This window comes from Streptomyces sp. NPDC002463 (assembly GCF_042889835.1).
Lineage (GTDB): Bacteria > Actinomycetota > Actinomycetes > Streptomycetales > Streptomycetaceae > Streptomyces > Streptomyces nymphaeiformis.
Genome location: NZ_JBIARL010000002.1, coordinates 1 through 23,304 on the forward strand (window position 1 = coordinate 1; position 23,304 = coordinate 23,304).

General features: G+C 67.8%; 28 protein-coding genes and 1 pseudogene. 10 read left to right on the forward strand and 19 right to left on the reverse strand.

The window, feature by feature from the left end; genetic code table 11:
* Positions 1 to 110 precede the first annotated feature (110 nt).
* The 8 genes from ACFYX3_RS05070 to ACFYX3_RS05105 all read right to left on the reverse strand — a co-directional run bounded on the left by ACFYX3_RS05070 (position 111) and on the right by ACFYX3_RS05105 (position 5,622).
* Positions 111 to 842, reverse strand: coding sequence for a HEPN domain-containing protein (locus ACFYX3_RS05070; RefSeq protein ID WP_389008158.1), 732 nt, complete (start codon positions 840 to 842; stop codon positions 111 to 113).
* Positions 829 to 1,884 (reverse strand): DUF262 domain-containing protein, encoded by a 1,056-nt coding sequence (locus tag ACFYX3_RS05075; protein ID WP_389008161.1) that lies wholly within the window; start codon positions 1,882 to 1,884, stop codon positions 829 to 831. Before ACFYX3_RS05075 ends, ACFYX3_RS05070 begins: the two co-directional genes overlap by 14 nt.
* 35 nt (positions 1,885 to 1,919) lie before the next feature.
* Positions 1,920 to 2,399, reverse strand: a complete 480-nt coding sequence (locus tag ACFYX3_RS05080; protein ID WP_389008164.1) for a hypothetical protein — start codon at positions 2,397 to 2,399, stop codon at positions 1,920 to 1,922.
* Positions 2,400 to 3,955: 1,556 nt separating this feature from the next.
* On the reverse strand, positions 3,956 to 4,627 hold the full coding sequence (locus tag ACFYX3_RS05085; protein WP_389008167.1) for a GntR family transcriptional regulator: 672 nt from the start codon (positions 4,625 to 4,627) through the stop codon (positions 3,956 to 3,958).
* A 7-nt stretch (positions 4,628 to 4,634) separates the two neighbouring features.
* The gene (locus tag ACFYX3_RS05090) at positions 4,635 to 4,859 is read right to left on the reverse strand and encodes a hypothetical protein (protein ID WP_389008170.1); all 225 of its coding nucleotides are present in this window, start codon (positions 4,857 to 4,859) and stop codon (positions 4,635 to 4,637) included.
* Entirely contained in the window at positions 4,856 to 5,035 is a 180-nt protein-coding gene (locus ACFYX3_RS05095; RefSeq protein WP_389008173.1) for a hypothetical protein, read from the reverse strand. The genes ACFYX3_RS05090 and ACFYX3_RS05095 overlap by 4 nt, the downstream gene beginning before the upstream one ends.
* Positions 5,032 to 5,331, reverse strand: a complete 300-nt coding sequence (locus ACFYX3_RS05100) for a hypothetical protein (RefSeq protein ID WP_389008176.1) — start codon at positions 5,329 to 5,331, stop codon at positions 5,032 to 5,034. The genes ACFYX3_RS05095 and ACFYX3_RS05100 overlap by 4 nt, the downstream gene beginning before the upstream one ends.
* 12 nt (positions 5,332 to 5,343) lie before the next feature.
* Positions 5,344 to 5,622 carry a hypothetical protein gene (locus tag ACFYX3_RS05105; RefSeq protein WP_389008179.1) on the reverse strand — a complete coding sequence of 93 codons (279 nt, stop codon included), beginning with the start codon at positions 5,620 to 5,622 and terminating at the stop codon, positions 5,344 to 5,346.
* Between the two features lie 78 nt (positions 5,623 to 5,700).
* Between ACFYX3_RS05105 and ACFYX3_RS05110 the strand changes: the two genes are divergently transcribed.
* Positions 5,701 to 6,456, forward strand: a complete 756-nt coding sequence (locus tag ACFYX3_RS05110) for a GntR family transcriptional regulator (RefSeq protein WP_389008182.1) — start codon at positions 5,701 to 5,703, stop codon at positions 6,454 to 6,456.
* 305 nt (positions 6,457 to 6,761) lie between these two features.
* On the opposite strand, the gene ACFYX3_RS05115 is transcribed toward ACFYX3_RS05110, so the two are convergent.
* Positions 6,762 to 7,625, reverse strand: a complete 864-nt coding sequence (locus ACFYX3_RS05115) for a zeta toxin family protein (RefSeq protein ID WP_389008185.1) — start codon at positions 7,623 to 7,625, stop codon at positions 6,762 to 6,764.
* A 522-nt stretch (positions 7,626 to 8,147) separates the two neighbouring features.
* Between ACFYX3_RS05115 and ACFYX3_RS05120 the strand changes: the two genes are divergently transcribed.
* The 4 genes from ACFYX3_RS05120 to ACFYX3_RS05135 all read left to right on the forward strand — a co-directional run bounded on the left by ACFYX3_RS05120 (position 8,148) and on the right by ACFYX3_RS05135 (position 10,901).
* Positions 8,148 to 8,483, forward strand: a complete 336-nt coding sequence (locus tag ACFYX3_RS05120) for a hypothetical protein (RefSeq protein ID WP_389008188.1) — start codon at positions 8,148 to 8,150, stop codon at positions 8,481 to 8,483.
* A gap of 290 nt (positions 8,484 to 8,773) precedes the next feature.
* Positions 8,774 to 9,325, forward strand: a complete 552-nt coding sequence (locus ACFYX3_RS05125; RefSeq protein WP_389008191.1) for a hypothetical protein — start codon at positions 8,774 to 8,776, stop codon at positions 9,323 to 9,325.
* A gap of 398 nt (positions 9,326 to 9,723) precedes the next feature.
* A complete protein-coding gene (locus tag ACFYX3_RS05130) occupies positions 9,724 to 10,263 on the forward strand; it encodes a flavoprotein (protein WP_389008194.1) in 540 nt (179 codons plus the stop codon).
* A 62-nt stretch (positions 10,264 to 10,325) separates the two neighbouring features.
* The gene (locus ACFYX3_RS05135; protein ID WP_389008196.1) at positions 10,326 to 10,901 is read left to right on the forward strand and encodes a DUF4231 domain-containing protein; all 576 of its coding nucleotides are present in this window, start codon (positions 10,326 to 10,328) and stop codon (positions 10,899 to 10,901) included.
* 50 nt (positions 10,902 to 10,951) lie between these two features.
* On the opposite strand, the gene ACFYX3_RS05140 is transcribed toward ACFYX3_RS05135, so the two are convergent.
* Positions 10,952 to 11,401: a lamin tail domain-containing protein gene (locus tag ACFYX3_RS05140; protein WP_389008199.1), complete on the reverse strand. Its 450-nt coding sequence runs from the start codon at positions 11,399 to 11,401 to the stop codon at positions 10,952 to 10,954.
* Positions 11,402 to 11,527: 126 nt separating this feature from the next.
* Between ACFYX3_RS05140 and ACFYX3_RS05145 the strand changes: the two genes are divergently transcribed.
* Entirely contained in the window at positions 11,528 to 12,286 is a 759-nt protein-coding gene (locus tag ACFYX3_RS05145) for an MBL fold metallo-hydrolase (RefSeq protein WP_389008202.1), read from the forward strand.
* Between the two features lie 90 nt (positions 12,287 to 12,376).
* Here ACFYX3_RS05145 and ACFYX3_RS05150 read toward each other — a convergent pair whose 3' ends face one another.
* Positions 12,377 to 13,135 (reverse strand): GntR family transcriptional regulator, encoded by a 759-nt coding sequence (locus ACFYX3_RS05150; protein WP_389008206.1) that lies wholly within the window; start codon positions 13,133 to 13,135, stop codon positions 12,377 to 12,379.
* Between the two features lie 187 nt (positions 13,136 to 13,322).
* Between ACFYX3_RS05150 and ACFYX3_RS05155 the strand changes: the two genes are divergently transcribed.
* Together ACFYX3_RS05155 and ACFYX3_RS05160 are read left to right on the forward strand one after the other, a co-directional pair.
* The gene (locus ACFYX3_RS05155) at positions 13,323 to 13,547 is read left to right on the forward strand and encodes a hypothetical protein (RefSeq protein ID WP_116161233.1); all 225 of its coding nucleotides are present in this window, start codon (positions 13,323 to 13,325) and stop codon (positions 13,545 to 13,547) included.
* Between the two features lie 68 nt (positions 13,548 to 13,615).
* Positions 13,616 to 13,873 carry a DUF2277 domain-containing protein gene (locus tag ACFYX3_RS05160; RefSeq protein WP_389008209.1) on the forward strand — a complete coding sequence of 86 codons (258 nt, stop codon included), beginning with the start codon at positions 13,616 to 13,618 and terminating at the stop codon, positions 13,871 to 13,873.
* Positions 13,874 to 13,958: 85 nt separating this feature from the next.
* Here the strand turns inward: ACFYX3_RS05160 and ACFYX3_RS05165 are convergent, their stop codons facing one another.
* The 5 genes from ACFYX3_RS05165 to ACFYX3_RS05185 all read right to left on the reverse strand — a co-directional run bounded on the left by ACFYX3_RS05165 (position 13,959) and on the right by ACFYX3_RS05185 (position 18,564).
* Complete coding sequence (locus ACFYX3_RS05165) at positions 13,959 to 14,588, reverse strand: DedA family protein (protein ID WP_376589178.1); 630 nt, start codon at positions 14,586 to 14,588, stop codon at positions 13,959 to 13,961.
* Positions 14,589 to 14,843: 255 nt separating this feature from the next.
* On the reverse strand, positions 14,844 to 15,347 hold the full coding sequence (locus ACFYX3_RS05170; protein ID WP_389008213.1) for a DoxX family protein: 504 nt from the start codon (positions 15,345 to 15,347) through the stop codon (positions 14,844 to 14,846).
* Positions 15,348 to 15,534: 187 nt separating this feature from the next.
* Positions 15,535 to 16,185, reverse strand: a complete 651-nt coding sequence (locus tag ACFYX3_RS05175) for an HNH endonuclease family protein (protein WP_352024856.1) — start codon at positions 16,183 to 16,185, stop codon at positions 15,535 to 15,537.
* 432 nt (positions 16,186 to 16,617) lie between these two features.
* The gene (locus ACFYX3_RS05180; protein ID WP_389008216.1) at positions 16,618 to 17,286 is read right to left on the reverse strand and encodes an HAD-IA family hydrolase; all 669 of its coding nucleotides are present in this window, start codon (positions 17,284 to 17,286) and stop codon (positions 16,618 to 16,620) included.
* A 129-nt stretch (positions 17,287 to 17,415) separates the two neighbouring features.
* A complete protein-coding gene (locus tag ACFYX3_RS05185; RefSeq protein WP_389008219.1) occupies positions 17,416 to 18,564 on the reverse strand; it encodes a peptidoglycan-binding protein in 1,149 nt (382 codons plus the stop codon).
* A gap of 260 nt (positions 18,565 to 18,824) precedes the next feature.
* Here ACFYX3_RS05185 and ACFYX3_RS05190 point away from each other — a divergent pair, with 260 nt between their 5' ends.
* A complete protein-coding gene (locus ACFYX3_RS05190) occupies positions 18,825 to 20,864 on the forward strand; it encodes a DHA2 family efflux MFS transporter permease subunit (RefSeq protein WP_389008221.1) in 2,040 nt (679 codons plus the stop codon).
* 69 nt (positions 20,865 to 20,933) lie between these two features.
* Here the strand turns inward: ACFYX3_RS05190 and ACFYX3_RS05195 are convergent, their stop codons facing one another.
* From ACFYX3_RS05195 to ACFYX3_RS05205, 3 genes and pseudogenes are all read right to left on the reverse strand, one after another.
* Entirely contained in the window at positions 20,934 to 21,419 is a 486-nt protein-coding gene (locus tag ACFYX3_RS05195; protein WP_382661256.1) for a GNAT family N-acetyltransferase, read from the reverse strand.
* A gap of 33 nt (positions 21,420 to 21,452) precedes the next feature.
* Positions 21,453 to 21,767: an antibiotic biosynthesis monooxygenase gene (locus ACFYX3_RS05200; RefSeq protein ID WP_359516569.1), complete on the reverse strand. Its 315-nt coding sequence runs from the start codon at positions 21,765 to 21,767 to the stop codon at positions 21,453 to 21,455.
* Between the two features lie 53 nt (positions 21,768 to 21,820).
* Positions 21,821 to 21,928: pseudogene (locus ACFYX3_RS05205) on the reverse strand (DNA mismatch repair protein MutT); the annotation flags it as partial.
* Positions 21,929 to 22,501: 573 nt separating this feature from the next.
* Between ACFYX3_RS05205 and ACFYX3_RS05210 the strand changes: the two are divergent.
* Positions 22,502 to 23,272 carry a serpin family protein gene (locus ACFYX3_RS05210; protein ID WP_389009427.1) on the forward strand — a complete coding sequence of 257 codons (771 nt, stop codon included), beginning with the start codon at positions 22,502 to 22,504 and terminating at the stop codon, positions 23,270 to 23,272.
* Positions 23,273 to 23,304 lie beyond the last annotated feature (32 nt).

Below are 23,304 nucleotides of genomic sequence, written 5' to 3' on the forward strand. Positions count from 1 at the left end.
CAGCCCCACACATCGTCAACAGTGACGTCCCCACCCATGTCCGGCTCAACGAGCGTCGGGCCCAACAGTCGCAACAACTGCGGCTGCAGTACTAGGCCCCCACGATCGAGCTAACCGCTGAGCTCGCTCCCCCTGGCCTTGGAAAGGTAAGACTCCTCATTCAGATATTGGTTCCACGAATCCACGAAATGGGAGGCGAAATCGCCCACCCCGGAGACGTAGGACTCAATATCAGAGATCGAACGCCCCGCCTGCTGAAATATCTCATGGTATGGAAGGTTCCCATGTGCCAGATCATTCCGCGCCAGCGCCAGTTTTTGCAGAGATCCAGGCCATCGAGGATTCGGAAACGGATCCCCTGGCAGTTGGTAGATTTGCCAGAGTCGGTAGAAGTGCTCCGGCTTTAGAGTTTTGCCATCCAGTGGGGGCTGGGGATGACTTCTCTCAATAGGGAACCTTGCCACTTCACTGCAAGTTTCGAGAGTGGTGGCAAATGACCGACGGTCCCACATTTTGGAGTGATCTTGGAGGGTGCGCAGACTTTCGAACGTGGTATGCGCAACTACCTGACGAACGCTCGGTATCAGATCCATTGTCTGGATACCTGCGGAATTCAAATCTTCATGCGTCCGTTGCACGCAAGTTTTGATCAGTGACTCAAGCTCGGCCATCGTGCAAACAATGGCGAGTGCCCTTGCATCCCTACTGCCTGAGGTCCAGCCTGCTGTATCAGTCTGATTGGTTTGAGTGAACGCCAGGAATACCTTGAGCTCGCCAGTCCGCTTCAGCAGACGCGCCAGATGGTCAAGGATTTCCTTCTTCAAGCCATCATGCTTGACCACTGAAGATTTCCTTCGCCCGAGTCAGCCTGCGGTCCAGCATCGTGCGACTATTGCTTCCCCCGCCACTCGATGCTCGCAGTTCTCCATCCTCGATCCAGCCGGCTGCCGGAACGACTGGCTGACTTCCCGACTGGAAGAGTTCGGCAATCCCCACGAGGCACGCCTCGAACTGCACGAGGGGTGTAGTGCTCGTACTCGCCCGCAGGTACGGCCCATCACAGATCTCGTGGAGAAACCTGACCGACTTCTCGAAGATTTCGCGCTCGCCCACGTAGTCGAAACTCTTCTGAAAGAGCCCCATTGACTTGTTGAGGAAACCCTCGACTTTACCGTCGAACTTGTTGCGGTGATTCTTGTAGGCGAAGAACTTCAGTACCTGCTCGGCTTGAGTTCCGTCTTCCTGGCTTCCCTGCTTCAGTTTTAGCAGCTTACTGAGATCTTCATTTTGTGCCAACTCTTCGATGAAGACGTTGAACTCGCCCCGATAGACGCAAGCACGCACCTCCTGGGGCGTCAGGCGAATCCCGCCTCGATTAAGCCTTTCGAAGACATCGAAGCGAACGTCGAGATTACTCTTATCGGTCAACGCAACAACCTGCAATGGCTGCCGCCCAAAGAATACCTTGAGATTCTTGGGTAGTGACGCGAACGTTGCACCGTTCAGCTGGCTGAGCTTCTCCAAGCCCACAAGCTTCAGAGGTCCTGGACGATTCACTGCAGCGGCTTCTTCTGCATCGACAGAGAGGAAGTGCGCTAGAGACGATAGCCGCTGCAGGCCGTCAACGACCTCCCATTGAAAGCCCACATTCGTCGCGACGAAGATAGGAGGGATGGGGAGGCCCAAGAATACGGACTCTACGAATAGCGACGAGGCTTCCGCGTTCCAGCGAAACATGCGCTGATAGGCCGGCGCCACGTTCAGCTCTTCCTCAGCCATCATGCGAACAAGTTCACGGACTGAGAAATCGTGGGAAGCGACGTCAACCTTCCGCCGCTCTTCGTCCAGTTGTTGAATAAATGACTCCGGAAGCTGTTCAGTCATTCCAAACCCCACCCTAGGAAATATGTGACGTCGACCTAGTTTTTGCGCAGTGTTACTACGGTCTCGGAGACGTCGGCCTTCTTGTAGTTGCGAGCTGCTTTGTTCAGCGACGTCAGAGTACGCTTTACCAGATAAGGATCCTTGCGTAGAAGCCTCCAACCCCTCAATTCAGATTCCTCAACGCAGATATCTGCCAGCCTAACTGGAACGTCTTTGTAGTACGAGTCCTGCACGACGAGGTGCAGGAATCCGCCATTCCGTGTCACTCTGGTGATCTCGTTCAGTCCCTGACCGAGGTCGTTTAGGTACTGAATTGCTTGCTTTCGATAGTAGCCACTGGAAGCCTTGCTCGAATGGCTAGAAATGGCCTCAAGCATCGAAGTAGCTACTGGCCCCAACTTTAGGTCGGCTGCTTCTGCCTTCCTGATAAGCGTCGTCCCCATGAGGGCCGACCTCAAGGTTCGATCACGGGAAATGTCGATACCCAAGACAGCAAGCTCGCGGGTGTACGCCACCGCGTAGTCAATCCTCGTCAGGTATGGCGGTGAGGTCAAAACGACATCGACGGATTCGCTGGCTACTGGGAGCGCACTACTGAGTGCCGTCGAAAGTTGAACCGGCACATTCGAGGGATTTTGATTCTCAAGTACGCGGGATGTAAGGAAGTCTTGTTCGCGCAGAACTCGGGAATCAATTTCGGAACTTTCAAGCGAAATTAGATCCTCATCCGATTTGGCCCGCTTAACCCAGGTAGGGTTACTTCCTTCGAAGGAACGAGTTAGTGACCTTATCGTGCGGAACAGTGCAACATACGCCAACGTTGAAGTTCCGGGGTCAAGGGATGCCAGGTGTTGGGCCCAATCCCTAATGCGACCGGATGATTTTGGACAGAACCACGCAGCGAGTGGATCTCCTGATGCCTCTCCGTTGGCAGCGGGGACGTCTGTCGGAGATACCCGAACCGAGGCTGCATCGCAGGAGTTAGCGCGTAGCCGAGCAACCATATTTGCCACCGGGTTGCGATCGATGCCAATCGACCTAAACCCCTCGTGCTGTGCCGCGAGTGTCGTCGTGCCGCTACCATTCCACGGGTCAAGAATGACCGCTGTCTCCGGCAGCGCCTGCGAGGCCAGCAGTGCGCGAGCCCAGTCGTACGAAAACCCGGCATAGTAAGGGAATACGTCTGCCAGCCCTGAAGTATCCTCGGAAGGCCGCTTTGGGGAGAGACTTGAACGCCCATGACTCCGGTCCAAAGGAGACACCCCGGGCAACTCGGGTTGGGCGGCGCGATAACGCGCTGTAGCGGCGATCTCTTTCACTGTCCCTCGTCGGCACTCGGCAGATGCGATCAAGATAGTAACGCAGGATTAGCCCCTACCACGCTTCCCTCATCGGTGCAAGTCGCGTAGCGTCTTGCTGTGAAGGTCCCTGGGGCAGCCAACGGCTAGCGGTCCAGGCGCGGCTCACGCCCTAGTAAGGGAATGCGCAGACTTGCTGGCAGGGCTGCCCCCGTGCGTCAGGTCCGCCAGCGCTGCCCACCTGGGCCGCAGGCAAGGTGTCTCGTTTGGCCCACCCGTGGACGGGCGGAGGTACGCAGACTTCTTTCTGGCTTCTGACTGCTAGAAGGTGAACGTCGCACAAGCCTTCCGGAGACGTGTTCGAGAGGCGTGGCGACGCAAGTGGCCCCGGGGTAGTCCCGGGGCCACTCCTTTCAGATTGGGGCTACACCGTTACCCGAACGCTGCTGCCGGCAGCCGAGAGCTGTCGCCGCCTCCCTGAGTAGAGGGTTGCGAGGTCGACAGGCGTTGGCCGCGGCTTGTCGCTACGCGGAGGGCGTCCCGGAGGGCTCCGACCAGGTCCGCAGACAGGTCTCGAAGGGCCTTCGCATCCGTCTGCTCGTCGTCAAGTACTTCTAACGCGTGTGTCACGAGCTTGTCGGCTAGGCCGAGCTGGATTGCTTCAGTGGTGTCGGCGAGGCGAGACAGGTGGCTATTGGTGTCGTCAGTGCTCAGGTAGCAGGGCTTTCCATCGGGGCCCGACCACGGGAGGAGGCGGAGCTCGCTGTGGGCTTTCATCCTTCCGTCCTTCTCTCTTCGATCGTGTGGTGAGTGGTGAAGAGCGCCTCGGCGCGGTCGCCGGGGAGGATCAGGCGAGCCACCTCGATCACACGGCCTGTGATGTCGGCAGACACCCGCGTGATCGCGAGCACGGCCAGCGTCGTGCTGATCCGGAGGGTGGAGGCCTCTTCCGGGGTGGGGAGCCGGGCGGTGACCACTTCTCGGGTCTCCGCCCGTCCGGGGCGAGGCCACGGCAGTTCGCCCGGCTCCAGGTCGCGCGGGACGTAGATGCGGGCCAGGCTGTGCGGCCTCTCTCCCTGATGGGTGAGGCAGAGGAACTCCGTCAGTGGGGTGCGCGAGGGGACCTTGAGTAGGGGGATGAGGTCGCCGCGCGCTCGGAGGTTGGTGGTGCGGATCGTGACGTGGAGGTCTGCGTCCGGGGTGAGGCGGCCGTCGGTGTACGTGAGTCTGCGGAGAGGGCGGCGGACGAAGTTGCCCTTGCCGTGAATCTTCTCGATTAGGCCCTCGGCCTGGAGGAGCGCGAGGGCGTTGCGCAGGGTCGGGGTGCTGACCTTGTAGTCCGCGGCGAGTCGGGGCTCCGAGGGGAGACGGGCGCCGGCCTTCAGGTGGCCGGTGGTGATCTGGGTCCGGAGGTCCGCGGCGATGGTGTGGCGGAGGGACGGCATGGGGCGGTCACCACCTTCTGAGCACTCGTACGGCGATCAGTCGCGTACGGGTGTGCATGGTCAGGAGTTCGCCCGATTCGAACAGGAGGCGTTTGGCGCCGCCGGGCAGTTGGCGGACGTCAGCCACTCGGCACGGCTGACCGCCGATCTGGATGACGTCGCCGCGCTGCACGGTGGTCGTGGTGATCTCGACCGGGGACGCGAGGGCGCCGCGGGAGGGAAGGCCGTTCACGAGGTCGCCTCCGGTGACGTGGCCGCGGAGTGGCAGGAGCAGGCGCACGCCTCATAGACGACCGGGATGCCGATCGGTGCCGTCGTCGGGGAGGAGTGCGCGCACTCGTGGTGGGTGCCGATCCGGCATGCGCTGGACCGGTAGGGGGTGGTCGCCGCCGGGGGGACGCGGGTCATCCGTGGACCTCCGCCGGCGCGAAGCAGGTGTGGGCGAAGAGGTGGTGCCGGATCGGCTCAGAGCTCTGGCGGGCGCACTGCTCGCCGGCCAGGACGTACGGGCGGACGAGGGCCGTCTCTTCGCCCGGGAGGAAGTTCGTGCGGTCTCCGAGCTGCCAGAGGAACAGCGTCAGTTCGTCGGACGGTTTGGGGTGGATGAGCGTCGGGCGCGTTGGCGTTAAGGCCTCGCGGTGTCGGGCCCTTGGGGCGTACCGCTCTCTGGTGCGCCTGATGGCGCGGCGGATACGGTTGAGCATGCTGATCAGCTCCTATCGCTGATGGCCAGGTCCCCGGACATCGCCCGTCGCGGGGACCGCTTTGTTCACGGCGGCCCATAGGGTGCGGCCGCCCAGGCTGGTGGCCAGGAGACCGAATCGGTCCGCCGCAGCCACGACCTCCAGGACCTCCTGCCATGTCTCGGTGGGGAGGGACTCCGGTACCTCCGCTTCGATCGATGTGTGCCGCGGGTGCTCTTCCAGGCGTGTGGTGAGTCCGACGGCTGACAACCGGGCGGCGAGGGCCTCCGCGCTTACTTCTGGAGCAGGCACAGGGCAGCCTCCGTCACCGGCGATCACTTTGAGTGAAGCTAGTTAACTAGGTTAGAGCTAGTGGACTAGATTCTCCATATGTCTGAGCAGCCGCCCTACCTCCGCATCGCCGACGAACTCCGGCGGCGGATCGCGGAGCACGAGTGGACCCCTGGAGACCGGCTGCCCTCTCGGGCCCAGATCGGCCAGGAGTGCGGGGTGGGCGAGAACGTCGTCCGTCGGGCCCAGGAGCTGCTGATCTCCCAGGGGGTGCTGGAGGGGCGGGCCGGGTCCGGGACCTACGTGGCCGAGCCTCGGCGGCGGGTGCGGATGGTTCGGTCCGCGGCGCGAGAGCAGCCGGACGGGTCGCCGTTCCGGGCCGACATGAAGGCCGTCGGGCGGAGTGGCGGCTGGGAGAGCCGGACCGATGCAAAGGTGCCAGCGCCGGCCGAGATCGCTGCGCGGCTCGGGATCGGTGAGGGCGAGCCGTGCGTCCGGACCGTGTACGAGTTCCTCGCCGACGGGCGGCCCGTGCAGTTGTCGACGAGCTGGGAGTCGTACGACCTCACCGGCGGGACCCTCGTTGTCCTTCCCGAAGGTGGCCCGCACGCCGGGGCTGGCGTCGTGAACCGGATGGCCGAGATCGGCGTCATCATCAGTCACGCCGTCGAGCAGCCCGAGCCGCGGCAGGCCACTGCCGAGGAAGCGTCACTCCTCGGTATCCAGAAGGCCGCGCTCGTCACTCACATCCGGCGGACGTACTACAGCGACCAGGGGCGCCCCGTGGAGACGGCAGACATCGTCGTACCCGCCGCTCTCTGCGAGATCGTTTATGAAATCCCGATCAAGAGGTAGTTCCCCTCAGTCCCGCAGGTCTGGCCATCCATCCCTGTTTGAGTAGCTCTCAAAGCGGTACCGGGGCGAGCGCTGAGAGATCACACCGATCGGGGGAGCGGAAATGCGGTCATCGATGACTTGCCGCTATCGCTGCCTGTGCTTCCCTGTTGCGCTCATTCCGTGCTGCGCGCACGAGCTCCCTGGCTTGCTTGACGCGCTCCTCGTCGCCATGAGCAAGGGCAGCTGAAAGATCATCTTCTGCCACCCTTAGCTGCCGCTCCGCTTCAACCAGATTCGTGGGTAGCATGTGACATCCCTCATCGCTAGCTCGGCGCGTTGGTACGCTGCGCAAGCAAGTCTACCCACGGAACCGTCCCGTCGATCAGGGGCTGATCCGTGGTTGAGTCGCCGGTCGCCAAAATCAACCACGACGTGACGGCCGGCCAGGCGTGGGATCGTAGCTTCAGGGCTGTTTGCTTAACGTCCGTTTCTGCGTCTTCCAATATCTCCAGAGGCACCAGTCGGCCAGTTTTCAGGGCCCTTTTCTGTAGCCTCTCCTTGGCTTCCATCAACGGGCATTGCGCCAAGAGGACGTGGACCGAGCATCCGGCCTGGGATAGTTTATTAATGTACTCCGACATGTGGGCTGGGCGACCCAGTGAATCAATCAGAACATCTGTCGCACTGGCGCAAGCGCTCGGATAGTGAACACGATACGTCAAGTAGGAGGACTCATCCTGAACCACTCCACTGCCTAGGCCTGACTTGTACTCGGGTATCCTTTCTCGTATATCGTCACAGTTCACAACGGTGATTGGCGTCTTCGCGTTGCCGTACGTTGCTCGGTGTGAATCTACGAGTGGGGAAAGTCGTGTGGTTTTCCCGGATCCTGGAATGCCGCAAAACAGATATGCTTGCCTAGTCCTTCTGCGGCGAGTGGGTGACTTAAGCGCAGGGCAGGCGGCGCTGTGCACCGGCCTACGGAAGCGGTGCCAGCTGCCTGCGTCCTCGTATACGTCCGCAGTTGTGACGCCGCCATCTTCGGCAAGCATTTGAAGGTAATTAGCCAATCCTGGCTTTTCCGTGGACATGCGCAGGACGCCTGCGTTCCCATGCCACCAATCGCGTTCGTATCGAATAGCCCGGTCGAGTAGATCCAAGTAAAGTCTTTCGTACTCGCTGTACATGATTTCCCCTTGTGGTGCCCCATGTTTCGTCGCGACTTGCGCAGGGTGATTGGGGGACTAAATCAGGCCATGGCTATTGATTGCGACGCCGCTAGGCGCTTCGGCGAGACGACCGCTACCTCAAGGCTAAGATCCGGTCGCTTGCGCTGCATCTTGGTAGATTCTGCGGTCAGGAGAGCAATGGTTCAGGGCTCAGCGAGACGTTCCCGGCGGCTGTCTGGAGGTTTTGCTGCTCAGTCGCACGCAGTCGAGGCAGAGTTGATCTGAGAGGAGGATCCAAGAGACGGGCTCCGACCGTTGAGTGGCTGACGGCCCGCCACTACTGCCAGAGTCGGATGATTCCCGGGCCGCGCGTGGTCGCTCGATGACGACCGACAGTGACAGATTTGCTACCGCAGCTTGGGGTGAAGCCCTCAGGTCCGCGGTGCCGGTCCATACGGGGTTTCCGCCTAGGGTTGTCCGTCAGGCAAGGCGGGGGTTTCTCGCCAGCACGTCATGGCATACGTGGCGAGCATGCTCGCCATGGCTCCGAAGGCCCGCGAGCTGTATGTCCAGGCGCTGAGCGAGCTCGACGTGCCTATTCCTGACGAGGAGACGGCCGGCCGACGTCTCCTCGTGAGCCTCGCGTTCGGTCTCGTGCAAGGCGTGCTGAGTCCCAAGGAAGTGGGCGACGGCCTTTCGATGACCGTTACGGCACGCACCCAGGAGGAGACGCAGTTCCTCTCTGTCGTAGCGGAGTACAGCGAATGGATCGAACCGGACGATCTCCCGGCACGGGAACGCGAGCTACAAGCGGCAGCCCAGTTGTTGGCGGCTTCTACCGACCTTGGTCCCGGCATCCGTGTGCCAGCCTCGTGACACGACTGACCCACTGGCCTCGGCGCGCTCTCGTGCCAGATCTGTGCCAGATCGAGCGGTCAACCACGGACACCCGAAGTCCGGCGCGGGGTGAACGCCTGTCGAGAGCCTCGACGCGTGGCGCGCACGACGACCAGGGAGGGCGTATCCCCGTATGGCGCCAGGCTTACAAAGCAGATGTCGGCGGTTCGAAACCGTCCGCGCCCACCAGTGCAAAGGCCCTCAGTCGATCTTGGCTGGGGGCCTTTGGCGTCCATGTGCGAGATCGTTTACGAGATTCCCGTCAACCGGTGACGGAGGCTGCGATCGACTCGGGAGGGGTGCGGGTGCCGGATGATCTTCAGTTCAGGTGGGAACTGGTCGGTGTAGGGGGCGCCACGTACCGAATCGCCGATGGAACTTCGGAGCATCGAGCCCATGTCGGCTACTGCACGGACGCCCTCGCCGACCTGCTGTATGCCGTGACAGGGCTTTACGGGGACTCGTCCGGCGAACGCGTCTCGTTCGACCTTGAACCCGTGGAGACGAGGTGGCTGCTCCGGCGCGAAGGATCGGATGTGGCCATCACCGTCTTCGAGTTCCCGGACGGGGCGACGAGCTGGGGATCGTCTGACGAGACGGGCGGCACCCTTTCCTGGAGCTCTGCCCAGTCCCGTAGCGCGCTGGGTCACGCGGTGTTGGAAGCGGCCGAGAGCGTGCTGAGGGAGCACGGTGAGGCCGGGTACCTGGAGAAGTGGATGCGGTACCCGTTCCCGGTCGCCGCTCTTCAGGACCTCCGGCGATTGCACCGCCGAGGTGACGACTGCCGGCACGAGCAGTGCCGGAGCAGCCCTGAGTGGTGAAAGCAGCCGATGACGCCAGGGCGATGGTGGTGGCACAGCGAGCGGCTGTCCGATGAGGAGCCGGAGCTGTTCGTCCAGTACGACGTGGACATCTTTCCGGGCCTGGAAGTCGGGCATCCCGGGCACCTCGTCCATGTGGCGTTCGGCAGGGGCCATCCACCGGTCGGGGAGGCCGCGGACTATCGGCGGCCGTTCGCTGATCGGCGACAGGTGACATCCGGATCTGACATCAATGGCGGTGGACGACAGCAGTCCTGTGCGGCCCTTCGTGGTGTCCGCGAGCTTGGATGTGTGCTCGGCAGATGCCGGCGGTTGACTGGTGATCGTCCGGGGCGAGGGCGTGGCTTCGTGGCCGCCCGCTTCCGGGCTGGTGGGAGTGGGTGTGGTCGGATGAGGGGATGAGCACCCTGTACTTGTTCGCGAGCGCCGCCGAGCCCGTTTTCGATATTGCCCGTGTCATCGAGGACGCGCAGGCCGACGGCTGGGACGTCTGCCTCGGGCTCACCCCTACGGCGGCCCGCTGGCTCGCCGGGTCGCTCGACGGGCTCGCGGTGCTCACCGGGCATCCCGTGCGGTGGGACTACCGGCTTCCCGGTGAGCCGGATGTGTGGCCGGCCGCCTCGGCCGTTCTTGTCGCGCCGGCTACGTTCAACACGGTCAACCGTTGGGCGCTCGGCATCGCGGACACGTTCGTCGTCGGTGTCGTGGCGGAGGGCATCGGCAAGGGGATTCCCATGGTCGCCGTGCCGTGCGTGAACGCGGCCTACGCCCAGCACCCGCAGTTCGAGCGCTCCGTGGAGACGCTGCGGGGGGTCGGGGTCTCCGTGCTGTACGGCGAGGACGGGTTCGTAAGCCATGAGTCGGGGGAGGGGGCGGCCGGGCTCTTTCCGTGGCGGCATGCCCTTGATGTCGTGCGTGAGGCCGTCGTGGCCGGCTGAGCCGCGGTCCCCCTCGGCGGTGCAAGTTGACGTGGACGCGTCCTGGCCGGTGTACTCCGAGCATGGCTGAGGTGGGGGACGTGCCCGAACCAGGGGTGCAGGGCGGCGAGATGACGCCGCAGCGGTACATCGAGACCAGGCTCGTCCAGTACCAGGGCTGGTACGACGCCAAGGCGACCCGGATGAAGGCGATGCATCTGCGGATGCGGACCGTGTCCGTCGTCGGCGGTGCGCTCGTGCCGGTGTTCGTGAACCTGGACCTGGAGTTCGCGCGGATCACCGCCACCGTGCTCAGCGTCGTTGTCGTCGCCGCCGTCTCGCTGGAAAGCGTCTACCGCTACCGCGAGCAGTGGAAGAACTACCGCTCGACGGAACAGCTGCTCGGGCACGAGCGCGTCTACTTCGAGACCAAGGTCGGGCCGTACCACGACCTGGCCAGGCGCGATGCGTTCTCCGTCCTCGTCGCCCGCGTCGAGAAGGCCATCGCCAACGAGAACTCCGCCACCCTGAACGTCATGACCCTCGGCGGGCAGGTCAACTCCGACGTGCAGCAGCAGGGGATTCCCGCTGCCCGGAAGGAGCCGGGGCCGGAGCCGGAGCCGGAGACGAAGGCGGAGGAGGCCGAGCGGGGGGCCTAGCCTGTGGGCCCCGGTCTTGCGGGGCCCACAGCACTAGTTCCTCTGGGGCGTCAGCACCACTTGTAGTCCACCCGCGTCGAGTTGTACGCGCAGTTGTCGACCCATGCGCCGTTCGACTTCCGGAGCGTCGCCGTGTCCTTGTCGTTGTTCCAGACGTACGCGGCGCGGTTCTGGTAGACGTTCGCCGCCGTGTTCGTGCCGCGGCCCGTGCGGACCGTCACGATCTTGCCCGCGCCCAGCGTGAAGCCGCCGAAGGTGTACTTGTGGCCGGCCGCGTCCGTGACCGTCCAGCCCCGCAGGTTGACCGCTCCGGCGGTCGTGTTGCGTATCTGGACGTACTCGGCGTTGAGGCTGGTGTTGGACCGGGTGTCCGTGCCCGGGCTGTCGTAGTAGATCTTGTACAGGTGGACCGATCCGGCGGCCTGCGCCTGCGAAGGCAGCAGCAGGATGCCGGAGGCAGCGGCCGCGGTCACGGCCGCGAGCGTGCGTACGCGAAGCATGAAAGTCCCTCAGTTCTCTGCCGGGCACCCGCCGATGGGGCCTGGCGAGCCCACAGAATACGCACACCCTTCACTCCTTCCGCACAAGTTCCGGCCAGTTCCGGTCGACCGTCCTAGACTCGTCGTATGAGCAGCGTCCCGCTGCGGATCACCGTCCTCGGGTCCGCCACCCCCTTCCCCCGGCCGGGCAACGCCTGTTCCGGCTACCTCGTCGAGGGCGGCGGCGTGCGCGTCTGGGTGGACGCCGGGACCGGCACCCTCGCCGAGCTCCAGCGGTACGTCTCGCTCGGCGAGGTCGACGCCGTCTGGATCTCCCATCTGCACGCCGATCACAGCGCCGATCTGCTGACCGCCTACTACGCGCTGCTGTACGCCGGGCTCGATCTGCCGCTGCCCGTCCCCCTTTTCGGGCCGACCGGCATCGCCGACCGGCTCGCCGGCTTCCTTACGAATGGGCCCGACCGCAGCCCCGTCGAAAAGGCCTTTGCCGTGCAGGAGTTGCACGACGGGCATCTCGCCCGCGTCGGTGGGCTCAGCCTCCTGGCCCGTGCCGTCGAGCACGGCGGGCTGCCCGCCTTCGCCCTGCGCGTGGAGGATGCGGAGGGACGCTCGCTCGTGTACTCCGGGGACTGCGAGCCCTGTCCCTCGCTCGTCGAACTCGCCCTCGAATGCGATCTGTTCGTCTGTGAGGCGGACGGCCTCGTGCCCGGGCACCATTCCGCCGCTCAGGCCGGAGGGAGCGCTGCCGCCGCACGTGCCGGGCGGCTCGTCCTGACCCATGTCGGGCCGGTGACCTCCCCTGCCGACGCCGTCGCCCTCGCCGCCGCCGAGTACCCCGGAGATGTCGTCCATGCCGATCCCGGGCTTCGGTTCGAGGTCGGATAGTTGGGGGTCGGATAGTTGGGGGGTTGGGGGTTGGGGGTTGGGGGTTGAGCCCGAGCCCCAGCCCTCACCAGTGGCGTGTCCGCGTCCGGCTTACGCGTCGAAGTCGTACTCCAGGACGTACGACGACGCGTCCAGCGTCATCTCGTTGAGCTCCACCGCCATCCCCGGTCCAGTGAACGCCGTCCGTCCGATCAGCACCACCGGTGTCCCGAACTCCAGCGCGAGCCGGTCCGACTCCTCCGCCGTCGGCATCCGGCAGCGGATCTCCTCCCGGAACCGCACCGGCCGGTGCCCCAGCTCCGTCAGCCGTGCGTACGTGCCGCCCGGACCGGTGTCCGGCTCGGTGATCGGCGTCCCCCGTACGAGCTCCGCGGAGAGGTACGACACCGAGAGCAGCACCGGCTTCGCGTCGAGGACGAAGCGGCGGCTCCGGACGCAGACCGGCGCCCCCGGAGCCAGGTTCAGCGCTCCCGCGACCCGGTCCCCGGCCTCCGTCTCGCCCACCTCGATCTGGTCGACGACAAGGTCCCGGTCCTCGATGTCCGCCGACCAGACCGAACGGCCGCTGCCCCACTGGTCCCCGGCCAGGCGCGGGATGCCCCGGCGGCGCAGCGGACGGAAGACCCGGACGAAGACCCCGGCACCCTTGCGCGCCTCGGTGAGTCCCTCCGTACGCAGCACGGCCAGGGCCTGGCGAGCGGTCATGCGGGCCACGTCGTAGGTCGTCATGAGGTCGTTCTCGCCGGGGAGCCGGTCGCCCGGCGCGAAGGCGCCCGACTGGATCGCGGTTCTCAACTCGTCGGCGATGCGCTGGTACTTGGGCCGACGAGCGCTGTCCTGATCAGTCACGGGTGGACCACTCCCTTCGTTGCGGGACACCCTACGGCGCGCTCCTCGGCCCGGGGGTACGCCTGTACGCCGTCCCGCCCGGTCGATCCATCCATCGGGGGACATCTCTAGAGATACGTTGACAGGGCGGGGTCGCCGCGCTTCCCTGAGTGTCCCCAGGCTTCAGGATTCGGGACGGAGGGGATGCGTGCAGCCACTGCCCGAGGTCGGTGACCTCGTCCGCGACACCGCCACGGGGCGGGTCGGTTTCTATGTGGAGAGCGTCTCCGGGCGCTTTCTGATCCGCGCCGTCCACGGCGGCGGCGAGTGGGAGGCCGAGCCCGTCGACGTCCAGCCCGCCACACCTCTGCACGAGCTGCGGGCCCGTACCGCCGAGATCAACGCACGGAGCAGACGCGGGCTCGGTGGGTGACCCGCCCCTTCGAGGGTGCCGGCTTCGCGTTCGGAGCGGTTGTCAGTGGGGCGCGCCACACTGGAGGCATGTGCCGAAGCATCAAGACGCTCCGCCCGCCCGTCCTGCCCGAGGAGGCGACCGAGGACGACATCCGCGCCGCCGCCCTGCAGTTCGTCCGCAAGGTATCCGGCTTCCGTGCGCCCGCCGCCCACAACCGCGAGGTCTTCGAGCGGGCCGTGGACGAGATCGCCGACGCGACCGCGAGACTTCTCGACGGCCTGGAGGTGCGCGGCGCCCACCCCGCCGCCGTCAGGACGCGGGAGCCTCGGGCCGTCACCGCGTAAACGGGGGAGCCTCGAGCCGTCACCGTCAGGACGCGGGAGCTTCGGCCCGCCCCCGCGTAGGCGCGGGAGTCTCGGCCCGTCGTCGTCAGGACGCCGGCGCGGGAGTCGCAGCCGGGCGCCGTATGAGGTACGCGGCGAGGCCGCCCGCGAGGAACAGTGCGAGGGTCGACACCCCCGCGCTGAACCAGGTCGCGCCCAGCCACTGACCGCCCAGCCAGCCGAGCCCCACGCTGTACGAGGCCCAGGTCACGCCCGCCAGCGCCGACCACGGCAGGAACTCCTCGACCCGCCGCTTCGCCGCGCCCGCGCCCAGCGAGACCACGGAGCGGCCGGCCGGGGCGAAGCGCGCGAGGACCACGAGCAGTCCGCCACCCCGTGCGAGCGCGGTGCCGAGACGTTCCTGCGCCAGCGAGAGGCGGCGTGAGCGTCCGATCGCCCGGTCCAGCCTGGCCCCGCCGCGCAGTGCCAGGCGGTACGCGAGGAAGTCGCCGAGCACCGAGGCGCCGGCCGCGCAGAGGAGGAGGGGGAGGAGGGAGGGCACGCCGTGGGACACCCCGGTGGCCGTTGCCGCCGTCGTGGCCGCGGTGATCACCAGGAAACCGCTCGGCAGCACGGGGAGGAAGACGTCGAGCAGGATCGACGTCGCCACCACCGGGTAGATCCACGGGCCGGCGGTGAGCGACCGCAGCGAGCCCAGGCTGTCGAGCAGATTCACAGGCCAGAGCCTACGCGGGGGCGGGCGCCGGACCGCCGGTGGGTGCGATGCGGGGAGGCCCGGGCCCGTAACAGCCGCGGGCCGATGAGGACCGCGTGCTGAGGAGGGCCGCGGGCCGCTAAGAGTCACGGGCTGATGAGGGCCGTGTGTTCATGAGAGCCGTGTGCTCATGAGAAGGGCCGGAAACCGTGGTGTGGTTTCCGGCTCCTTCCGGTACGTGTGCCGTGAGCTCGGACCCTTGGGCGTGCGGTGCGGTCAGGCCGCGACCGGCGCGCCCCGCTCCTCCCGTGCCTTCGCGTCCGTCGCCTCTCCGGCGCCGAAGAGCCGGTCGAGGGCCAGGGCGCCCGGGCCCGTGAACACGAGCAGGGCGAAGGCCCAGCAGAACATGGCCGCGTTCTCGCCGCCGTTCTGGAGCGGGAAGAGCGCCTGAGGCTGGTGGACCTCGAAGTACGCGTACGCCATCGAGCCCGAGGCGAGGAACGCGGCGCTGCGGGTGCCGAGCCCGGCCAGGACCAGGGCGCCGGCGCCGAGCTGGATGACGGCCGCGTACCAGCCCGGCCACGTGCCGGCCGGTATCGCGGTGCCGCCGAGGAGCCCGAAGAGGGAGGAGGCGCCGTGGCAGGCGAAGAGCAGGCCGACGACGATGCGGAAGAGGCCGAGCGCGTAGGGCTGGGCCTGGTTCAGGCGGGCGGTGAGGCTCACGGGGGCGCCCGGGGTGCCGGGGGCGTTCTCGGCCCTGGTGGTGTTCGGGTCGGTCATGGGAGGGGACTCCTTCGGTCTGGCCTCGTTCGTGGGGAACGGGGCGCGGGGGGACGGAAACCGATGAGGCCGTAAGGTTAGGCACCCCTCACTAGTGCTTGCAAGTTCAACATTCGGCCACCGGGGAGTCTGTGGTCAGGCTCACTCCCCGGCGGCCGTCGTTGACGCGCGCTCAGGGGGTGGCTGGTCAGCAGCCGTTGAGGACGGACTCGAGGGCGCTCTTCTCGGCGGAGTCGATGCTGAGGTCGTAGGAGTACTTCACCTGCACCCACGCCCTGACGTACGTGCAGCGGTAGGCCGTCCGCGGGGGCAGCCACGTCGCCGGGTCCTTGTCGCCCTTGGCCTGGTTGACGTTGTCGGTGACGGCTATGAGCTGCGGCCGCGTGAGGTCGTTCGCGAAGGCCTGGCGCTGCGCGGTGGTCCAGGAGTTCGCGCCCGAGCGCCAGGCCTCGGCGAGCGGGACCATGTGGTCGATGTCGAGGTCGGACGCGAGGGTCCAGGTGGCGCCGTCGTACTCGGAGTACCAGCTGCCGCTGGTCGCGGCACAGTTGGAGTCGGTGACGACGTTCACGCCGTCGCGCTTGAGGACGGTCTCGCGCGTGTTGCAGGTGCCGGACTGGGTGATCCAGTGCGGGAAGAGGTCCCTGCTGTATCCCGTGGTGGAGCCTGCCGCCTTGACCGTGAGCGCGGCCAGGTAGGTGCGGGCGGTCGCGGCGCTGACCGGGGTCGGCATGGCGGCCTGCGCCGCGGGGGCGGTGGCGAGGAGGCCGGTGACGGTGAGGGCGGCGGAGGTGGCGAGAACGGCGAGTCGACGCGCGTAGATCATGCCGGAGGGCATGTGAACTCCCTTGATGTGGGGGGACCTTGGCCTGCTGCCGTCCCCGCTGGGTGCCGGGCGGTCGGGCCCGGTCATCGTGGCGGCGCGAGGTTTCCGTGGGGGGTGCGCCAGGTAACAGGGTGGCGACATGAGCACGTCACATCAAGAGGTGCGGCACTCCTGATGGAGCGCCAGATTCCGCCGGGTGGGCGGAGGTTCGGCGCGGGCGCGCCCCGTGCGCGGCCGGGATGTTTCGGCGCAAACCCCTCGTGCGCGGCTGGAAGGTCCGGCACGACCCCCTCGTGCGCGGCCGAAAGGTCCGGAATGAGCGCCTCTCGCGCGGCCGAAAGGTCCGGCGCGAACCCCTCGCGCGCCGCCGGGAGTTCCGTACGAACGCCTCGCGCGCGGCCGGAACATCCGGCCGCGCGCGAGGGAGGGGGGAGGGGAGAGGGGTTACGTCAGGACGGTCAGCGTGATCGAGCCGTCCGCCGCGGGCTCCACCCGCAGCCGGGTGAGGTCGGCGACGTGCACGTCCGGTGCGAAGGCCGCAGCGCGCGGGCCCACGCCCACGACGCGCATGCCGGCCGCGCGGCCCGCCTGGATGCCCGCCTCGGAGTCCTCGAAGACCACACAGTCCGCCGGGTCGAAGCCCAGCGTCGCCGCGCCCTTCAGGAAGCCCTCGGGGTCCGGCTTGCTGGCGCCGACGCTCTCCGCGGTGACCCGGGTCTCCGGCATCCGGAGCGCGGCCGCGCCCATCCGGGCCTGCGCCAGCGCCTCGTCGGCCGAGGTCACCAGGGCGTGCGGGAGGTTGGCGATCGCCGCCATGAAGGCGGGGGCGCCGGGGACGGGTACGACCCCGTCGAGGTCGGCGGTCTCCTCGGCCAGCATCACCCGGTTGTCCGCGTGGTTCTCCTCCATCGGGCGGTCCGGGAGGAGGACGGCCATCGTCGCGAACCCCTGGCGGCCGTGGACCACCCGGAGCACCTCGCCCGCGTCGAGCCCCTGCCGGTCCGCCCAGCGGCGCCAGCAGCGTTCGACGACGGCGTCCGAGTTGACGAGGGTGCCGTCCATGTCGAGGAGGAGGGCTCGGGCGGTGAGCGTTGCCGGGGTGGTGGCAGGCATCGGGTCTCCAGAAGGGGTGGCGCGGAGAACGAAGCGGTCCCGCCCACCGGTCAGGGAGTGCGGGCGGGGCCACTTTGTTCTTCTACGATACAAAACCGGGGGCCGTCTTGGCCAACCGGTCCACCGCCCTCAGGTGAGCGAGGTGCTCCGCTCCAGCGCCTCACGCGTGTTCGGGCCGTACACGCCCTTCGGGTCGCCCTCGATGTACATCCAGGACTGGTAGTTCTTCACCGCGCGCCAGACGTCCTGGTCGTACTTCCCGTCGATCTTGTCGTGGTACGCCCCCGCGAGCGTCAGTCGCATCTGGAGCTCGACCACCTCGTCGCCCTTCGAGCCGAGGCTCAGCGTGACCGCCGTCTCCTCGGTCGGCTGCGCGGACGGTGTGGCCGTCGTCGGCGCGGCGGTCGTCGGAGTCTCCGAGGGGACGGCGGCCGGAGGGGCGGCCTGGCTCGTCGACGCGCTCGGGCTCGCCGTGGTGCTCGGGGAGGAGGTCGGGGACGGCGACGCGGAGGTCCGCTCCGGGGTCGGGGAGGACGTGGTCGGCTCCGGGGTCTCGGAGGAGGGGGACGGCGCCTCCGACACGGCGACGTTCAGGGACGCGCTCGTGGTCACCTCCGGCACGGCCGCCCGGTCGTCGGTGTCGTCCGCGCCGCCGAGGACGGCCGCGGCCAGGGCCGCGGTGCCCGCCACGGCGACGGCGGTCACCGCCACGGCCATGACGCCGCGCCTGCGACGCCGGGCCCGCGCCTGCTCCTGACCGTGCCCGGGGGGTACGTCGCCGACGCCGCGGAGCAGCAGGGGCATCGTCTCGGAGGGGTCGCCCGAGGCGCCGGGGTGGACGAGGTCGGGGTACGGCTCCGAGCCGTGGCCGGTCGGGTACGGCTCCGAGCCGGGGCTGATCGGGTACGCCTCGGAGCCCGCGCCGCCCGCGTACGCCTCAGGGCCCGCCCCATCCGCGTACGCCTCGTGCGTCACCGGTATCGGTGCCGTGAGGTCTGCCGGTGCCGTGAGGTCGCCCGGGCGGATCGCCGCCAGCTGGGCGGTCGGCGGGTCCTCCGTCGCGTACGCCGGCAGATGGGTGGTCTGCTGCCCGTCGGGCCCGACCCCCGCCCCGTACGCCGGCATGTGCGCGGTCGGCTGCCCGTCCGGCCCAGGTCCCGCCACGCCGGCCTCCGCCCCGTACTGCAGGTCCGCCCCCGCCCCGTACTGCCCCTCGGGCGCGTCCAGGGTGACGTACGGCCTGATCCGCAGCGGGTCGAAGTCCTCGGCGCGCGCCATCTCCGCCGCCCTGGCGCAGGCGCAGCCAGGTCTGTGTACACCGCATTCAGGACAGACGTGTCCGGTCATGATGGGTCCCCTCCCCGATACCACTGCGAGCGATTATGCAGCCCGCCCCTGTACGGCGGGCGAACGGCCGTGCCCTTCCGCAGGCCATAACAGGACATTCAGATCAGGATGGAGGAGCCGCCGCCCACGGGATCCGGACACCGAGGCGGACACCGAGGCCGAGACCGAGGCGGAGACGAGACGGAGGCCCCATGGCCCAGGACACCAGCCCGTCCCAGCTGGGCGACGCCCCCGTGCCCGGGGAGGGGCAGAGCCGCCGCACCGTCGTCGTCGCGATCGGCGCGCTGCTGCTCGGCATGCTGCTCGCCGCACTCGATCAGACCATCGTCTCCACCGCGCTGCCGACCATCGTCAGCGAGCTCGGCGGCCTGGAGCACCTCTCCTGGGTGGTCACCGCGTACCTGCTCGCCTCGACGGCCGGGACCCCCCTCTGGGGCAAGCTCGGCGACCAGTACGGGCGCAAGAAGCTCTTCCAGGGCGCCATCGTCCTCTTCCTCGTCGGCTCCGCCCTCTGCGGCATCGCCCAGAACATGCCGCAGCTCATCGCCTTCCGTGCCGTCCAGGGCCTCGGCGGCGGCGGCCTCATGGTCCTGTCCATGGCGATCGTCGGCGACCTCGTCTCGCCCCGGGAGCGCGGCAGGTACCAGGGCCTCTTCGGCGCCGTCTTCGGCGGCACCAGCGTCCTCGGCCCACTGCTCGGCGGGCTCTTCACCGAGCACCTCTCCTGGCGCTGGGTCTTCTACATCAACCTGCCCATCGGCGTCGTCGCACTCTTCGTGATCGCCACCGTCCTGCACATCCCGGTCCGCTCCACCCGGCACACCATCGACTACCTCGGCACCTTCCTCATCGCCTCGGTCGCCACCTGTCTGGTCCTGGTGGCCTCCCTCGGCGGCACGACCTGGGCGTGGGGCTCGCCGCAGATCATCGGGCTCGCCGTCCTCGGAGCCGTACTCCTCGTCTGGTTCCTGTACGTCGAGCGCCGCGCCGCGGAACCCGTGCTGCCGCTCAAGCTGTTCCGGATCCGGACGTTCAGCCTCGTCTCGGTCATCAGCTTCGTCGTCGGCTTCGCGATGTTCGGCGCGATGACCTTCCTGCCGACGTTCCTCCAGGTGGTCCAGGGCGTCACGCCGACCATGTCCGGCGTCCACATGCTGCCCATGGTGCTCGGCGTCCTGCTCACCTCGACCGCCTCCGGCCAGATCGTCTCGCGCACCGGCCGCTGGAAGGCCTTCCCCGTCGCCGGCACCGCCCTCACCTGCATCGGTCTGCTGCTCCTCCACCGGCTGACCGAGACCAGCTCGACCTGGGCGATGAGCGTCTGCTTCTTCGTCTTCGGCGCCGGACTCGGCCTCGTCATCCAGGTCCTCGTCCTGGTCGTGCAGAACGCCGTCGCCTACCAGGACCTCGGCGTCGCCACCTCCGGAGTCACCTTCTTCCGCTCGATCGGAGCATCCTTCGGCGTCGCCGTCTTCGGCACGATCTTCACCAGCCGGCTCACCGACGAACTCGCCACGGTGTTCGCGAGCGCAGGCACGGAACTCCCGCCCGGCACCGGCCCCGGCCGGGTCGCCGCCGACCCGCGCGCCATCGCCCAGCTCCCGCCCGAGCTGCGGCCGTCCGTCCTCCACGCGTACGCCACGTCCATCACGGACGTCTTCCTGTACGCGGCGCCCGTCGTCCTCGTCGCCTTCGTCTTCGCCTGCTTCCTGAAGGAGGACAGGCTGCGCGGCTCGGTCCCCACGCCCGACGCCGGCCAGACCGTCGCCACCCGCCCGGCCGAACGCCCCTCGTACGACGAGTGCGCCCGCGCCCTGTCCCTCCTCGGCTCCCAGGAGGGCCGCAAGGCGCTCTACGCGGAGATCACCGAGCGCGCCGGGCTCGACCTGCAGCCCGCCGCGAGCTGGCTGCTGCTGCGCGTCCGCCGCCACGGGACCGTCGAGCCCTCCCGGCTCGCCGAGGTCACCCCCGTACCCCTACGGGTGATCACGGAGGCGTCCCGGCAGGTGGAGGAGCGGCGCCTGGTGGCCCGGGAGGGGGTCCAGCTGGTCCTCACCGAGGACGGCGTACGAGCGGCGGCGGTACTGGCCAGGGCCCGGGAGGAGTCGCTCGCCGAACTCCTCGGCGACTGGTGGCGACCCGACCGGCCCACCGACCTCGTACAGCTGGCGGAGGAGCTGACGGCCGAACTGTCCGGCCCGGACGGGAAGCGCCCCCCGAACCTGGAATGACAGGGCTCACGGGACGCACCTCCCCATGAACGCCCAACCCCCTGGAACGAGCCCCTGGAACGACGGGGCTCAGAGCTCCTTGCCGTACCAGATGTCCATGTACGGCCCCGAGCAGTACGCGGGGATCTCCACGTACCCGTGCCGCGTGTACAGGCCGCGCGCCTCGACCAGGTCGAGGCGCGTGTTGAGGACCATCCGGCGCGCGCCGAGGCCACGCGCCTCCTCCTCGAGCTGCCGCAGCAGCGCGCCCGCGCCGCCCGCACCGCGGAAGGCGTGCCGCAGGAAGACCCGGGTCAGCTCGGCGCGTTCACCGTCCAGCATCAGGACCCCGCCGCAGCCGGCCGGCTTCCCCTCGAAGCGCGCCACCAGGAACTGCCCGGTCGGAGGCGTCAGCAGCTCGACCCCGTCGTTCGTCAGCCCCTCGTCGATCTCCGCCTCGGTCGCCGGCCGCTTCCAGTACCGGCTGGCCACGTCGTCGTAGTAGTCGCGCCGCAGAGCCGTCGCGTCCGGGGTGTCGACGCGCTCGGGAGTGAAAGTCCAGGTCATGCGGGCCATTGTGCGACCCGCACGACGAGCCGCGCCGCCGAATTACTTCGGCGAAGCCTGCTGGACGACCTCGAACGACCACAGGGTGGATCCGGTGGCAGCGGGCTTCGGCCGCTCGCCACCACCCTGGTGGGCCTCCTTCATGGAACCGCTCATCCAGTTCTGGAAGTCCTCCTCGCTGCGCCAGCGGGTGTACACCAGGTACTGGTCGGTGCCCTCCAGGGGCCGCAGCAGCTCGAACCACTCGAACCCGTCGGACCCCTCCACGGCCCCGGCCCGAGAGGCGAACCGCTGCTCCAGCACCTCACGCTGCTCGGCCGGCACGGTCAGGACGTTGATCTTCACCACGCTGGGCATACGACCCTCTCAGTACGTACGGGCCGGGCGCCGCGCCCGGCTCTGAGTGGACGCTATCCCAGGTACGGAGCCGAGCGGTGCTCCAGGAAATGCCGGATGCGCAGCCTCTGGGTGTGGTGCACGGGGAGCGAGGCGAGTTCCCGGGGCGCCACGAAGCGAAGCAGATGGCCCTGCTCGTCGGTGACGACGGCCGAGGCTGCCACGACGAGGCTGTTCGGCTCGGGGGCGTAGGACCTCATGGCCCGCCGGGCCGAGGGCCGGTCCGAGCCAGGAATCCCCGCCTTTCCCGGCAGGGGAGCGGTCAAGATGCTCAGGGAGGCACGAAAACGCGATGTCGGGAGGCACGGCATGCACAGCCCTGAGTCGGAGACCGAGGCGGATGCGATACGGAACCTGGCCGCGCGCTGGTCGGCTCTTCTCGGGGACGGTGACTTCGTCGTGTCGCCCGTCGGGCTGTGGATGGGGCTCGGGGTGGTGGCGGCGGGAGCGCGGGGGGCGACCGGGGACGAGTTGGGGGCGCTGCTCGGGGTGCAGGGGGAGGCGGCCGCCGAGGCCGTGACGCGGGTCGGCGGCGGGTCGCGGCCCTGGACGGCGTCGGGGCGGCTACCGGGGTGTGGAGTGCGGTGCCGGTGCGGGAGGGGTTTCGGCGGGGGGTGCCCGACGTGCGGTTCGGGGTGTTGCCCTGGGCCGCTCTTTTCGCGCTGCCTGATGAGGTGTTGCCCGCCACCGATGACATGTCCTTCGGCGAACTCCCTGATTTTCAAGGGGACGTCGATGCTTGGGTACGGCGGGTCACCGGTGGGCGGATTCGGCGGATGCCGGTCGAGACGGAGGGGTCCGAGGATCTCGTGCTGCTCAACGCGCTTTCCCTGAAGGCTTCTTGGGTGTCCGCCTTCCCCGCGCATCTCACCCGTGACGCGCCCTTCACCGATCGGTGCGGCGCCACCCGGGCCGTGCCGACCATGCGGAGGCGGATTCCGGCCGGGTGGGTCTGGGGCGTGGACGGGGTCACCGTCGTCGAGCTTCCCTGTGACGGTGTGCGGGTGCGGTTCCTGCTCGGGCGTGAGGGGGACCGGCCCGCCGAGGTGTTGCCTGCCGCCTGGGCGGGGGGCGGGGAGCGGCTGGTGCCCGTGGGTGATTCCGTCGAGCTCGCCCTGCCGCGGTTCTCCCTTCGTACGACCGTCGACGTGCTTCCTCATCTGGCGGCGCTCGGCGTCGTCCGGGCCCTGAGCTCCGGCGCCGACTTCTCGGGGATCTCCGCGGCGGACCTGTTCATCGGCGGGGTCGCGCAGTCGGCCGTCGTCGATGTCGCCGAGGACGGTGTCGAGGCGGCCGGCGTCACCCAGGTGGCCATGACCCGCAGCTCGGCCGATTCCCGCCGCACGGAGCGGATCGCCTTCGACCGGCCGTTCGGGGTCGTCGTACTCGACGGTGCCGCCGAGCTGCCGCTCTTCGTCGGGTGGCGGTCCAGCGCCCCGCTTGACGATCCCCGACAGCAGGCGTAGTCCGGAATGAGGGGATCCATGTGGTTTCCGGG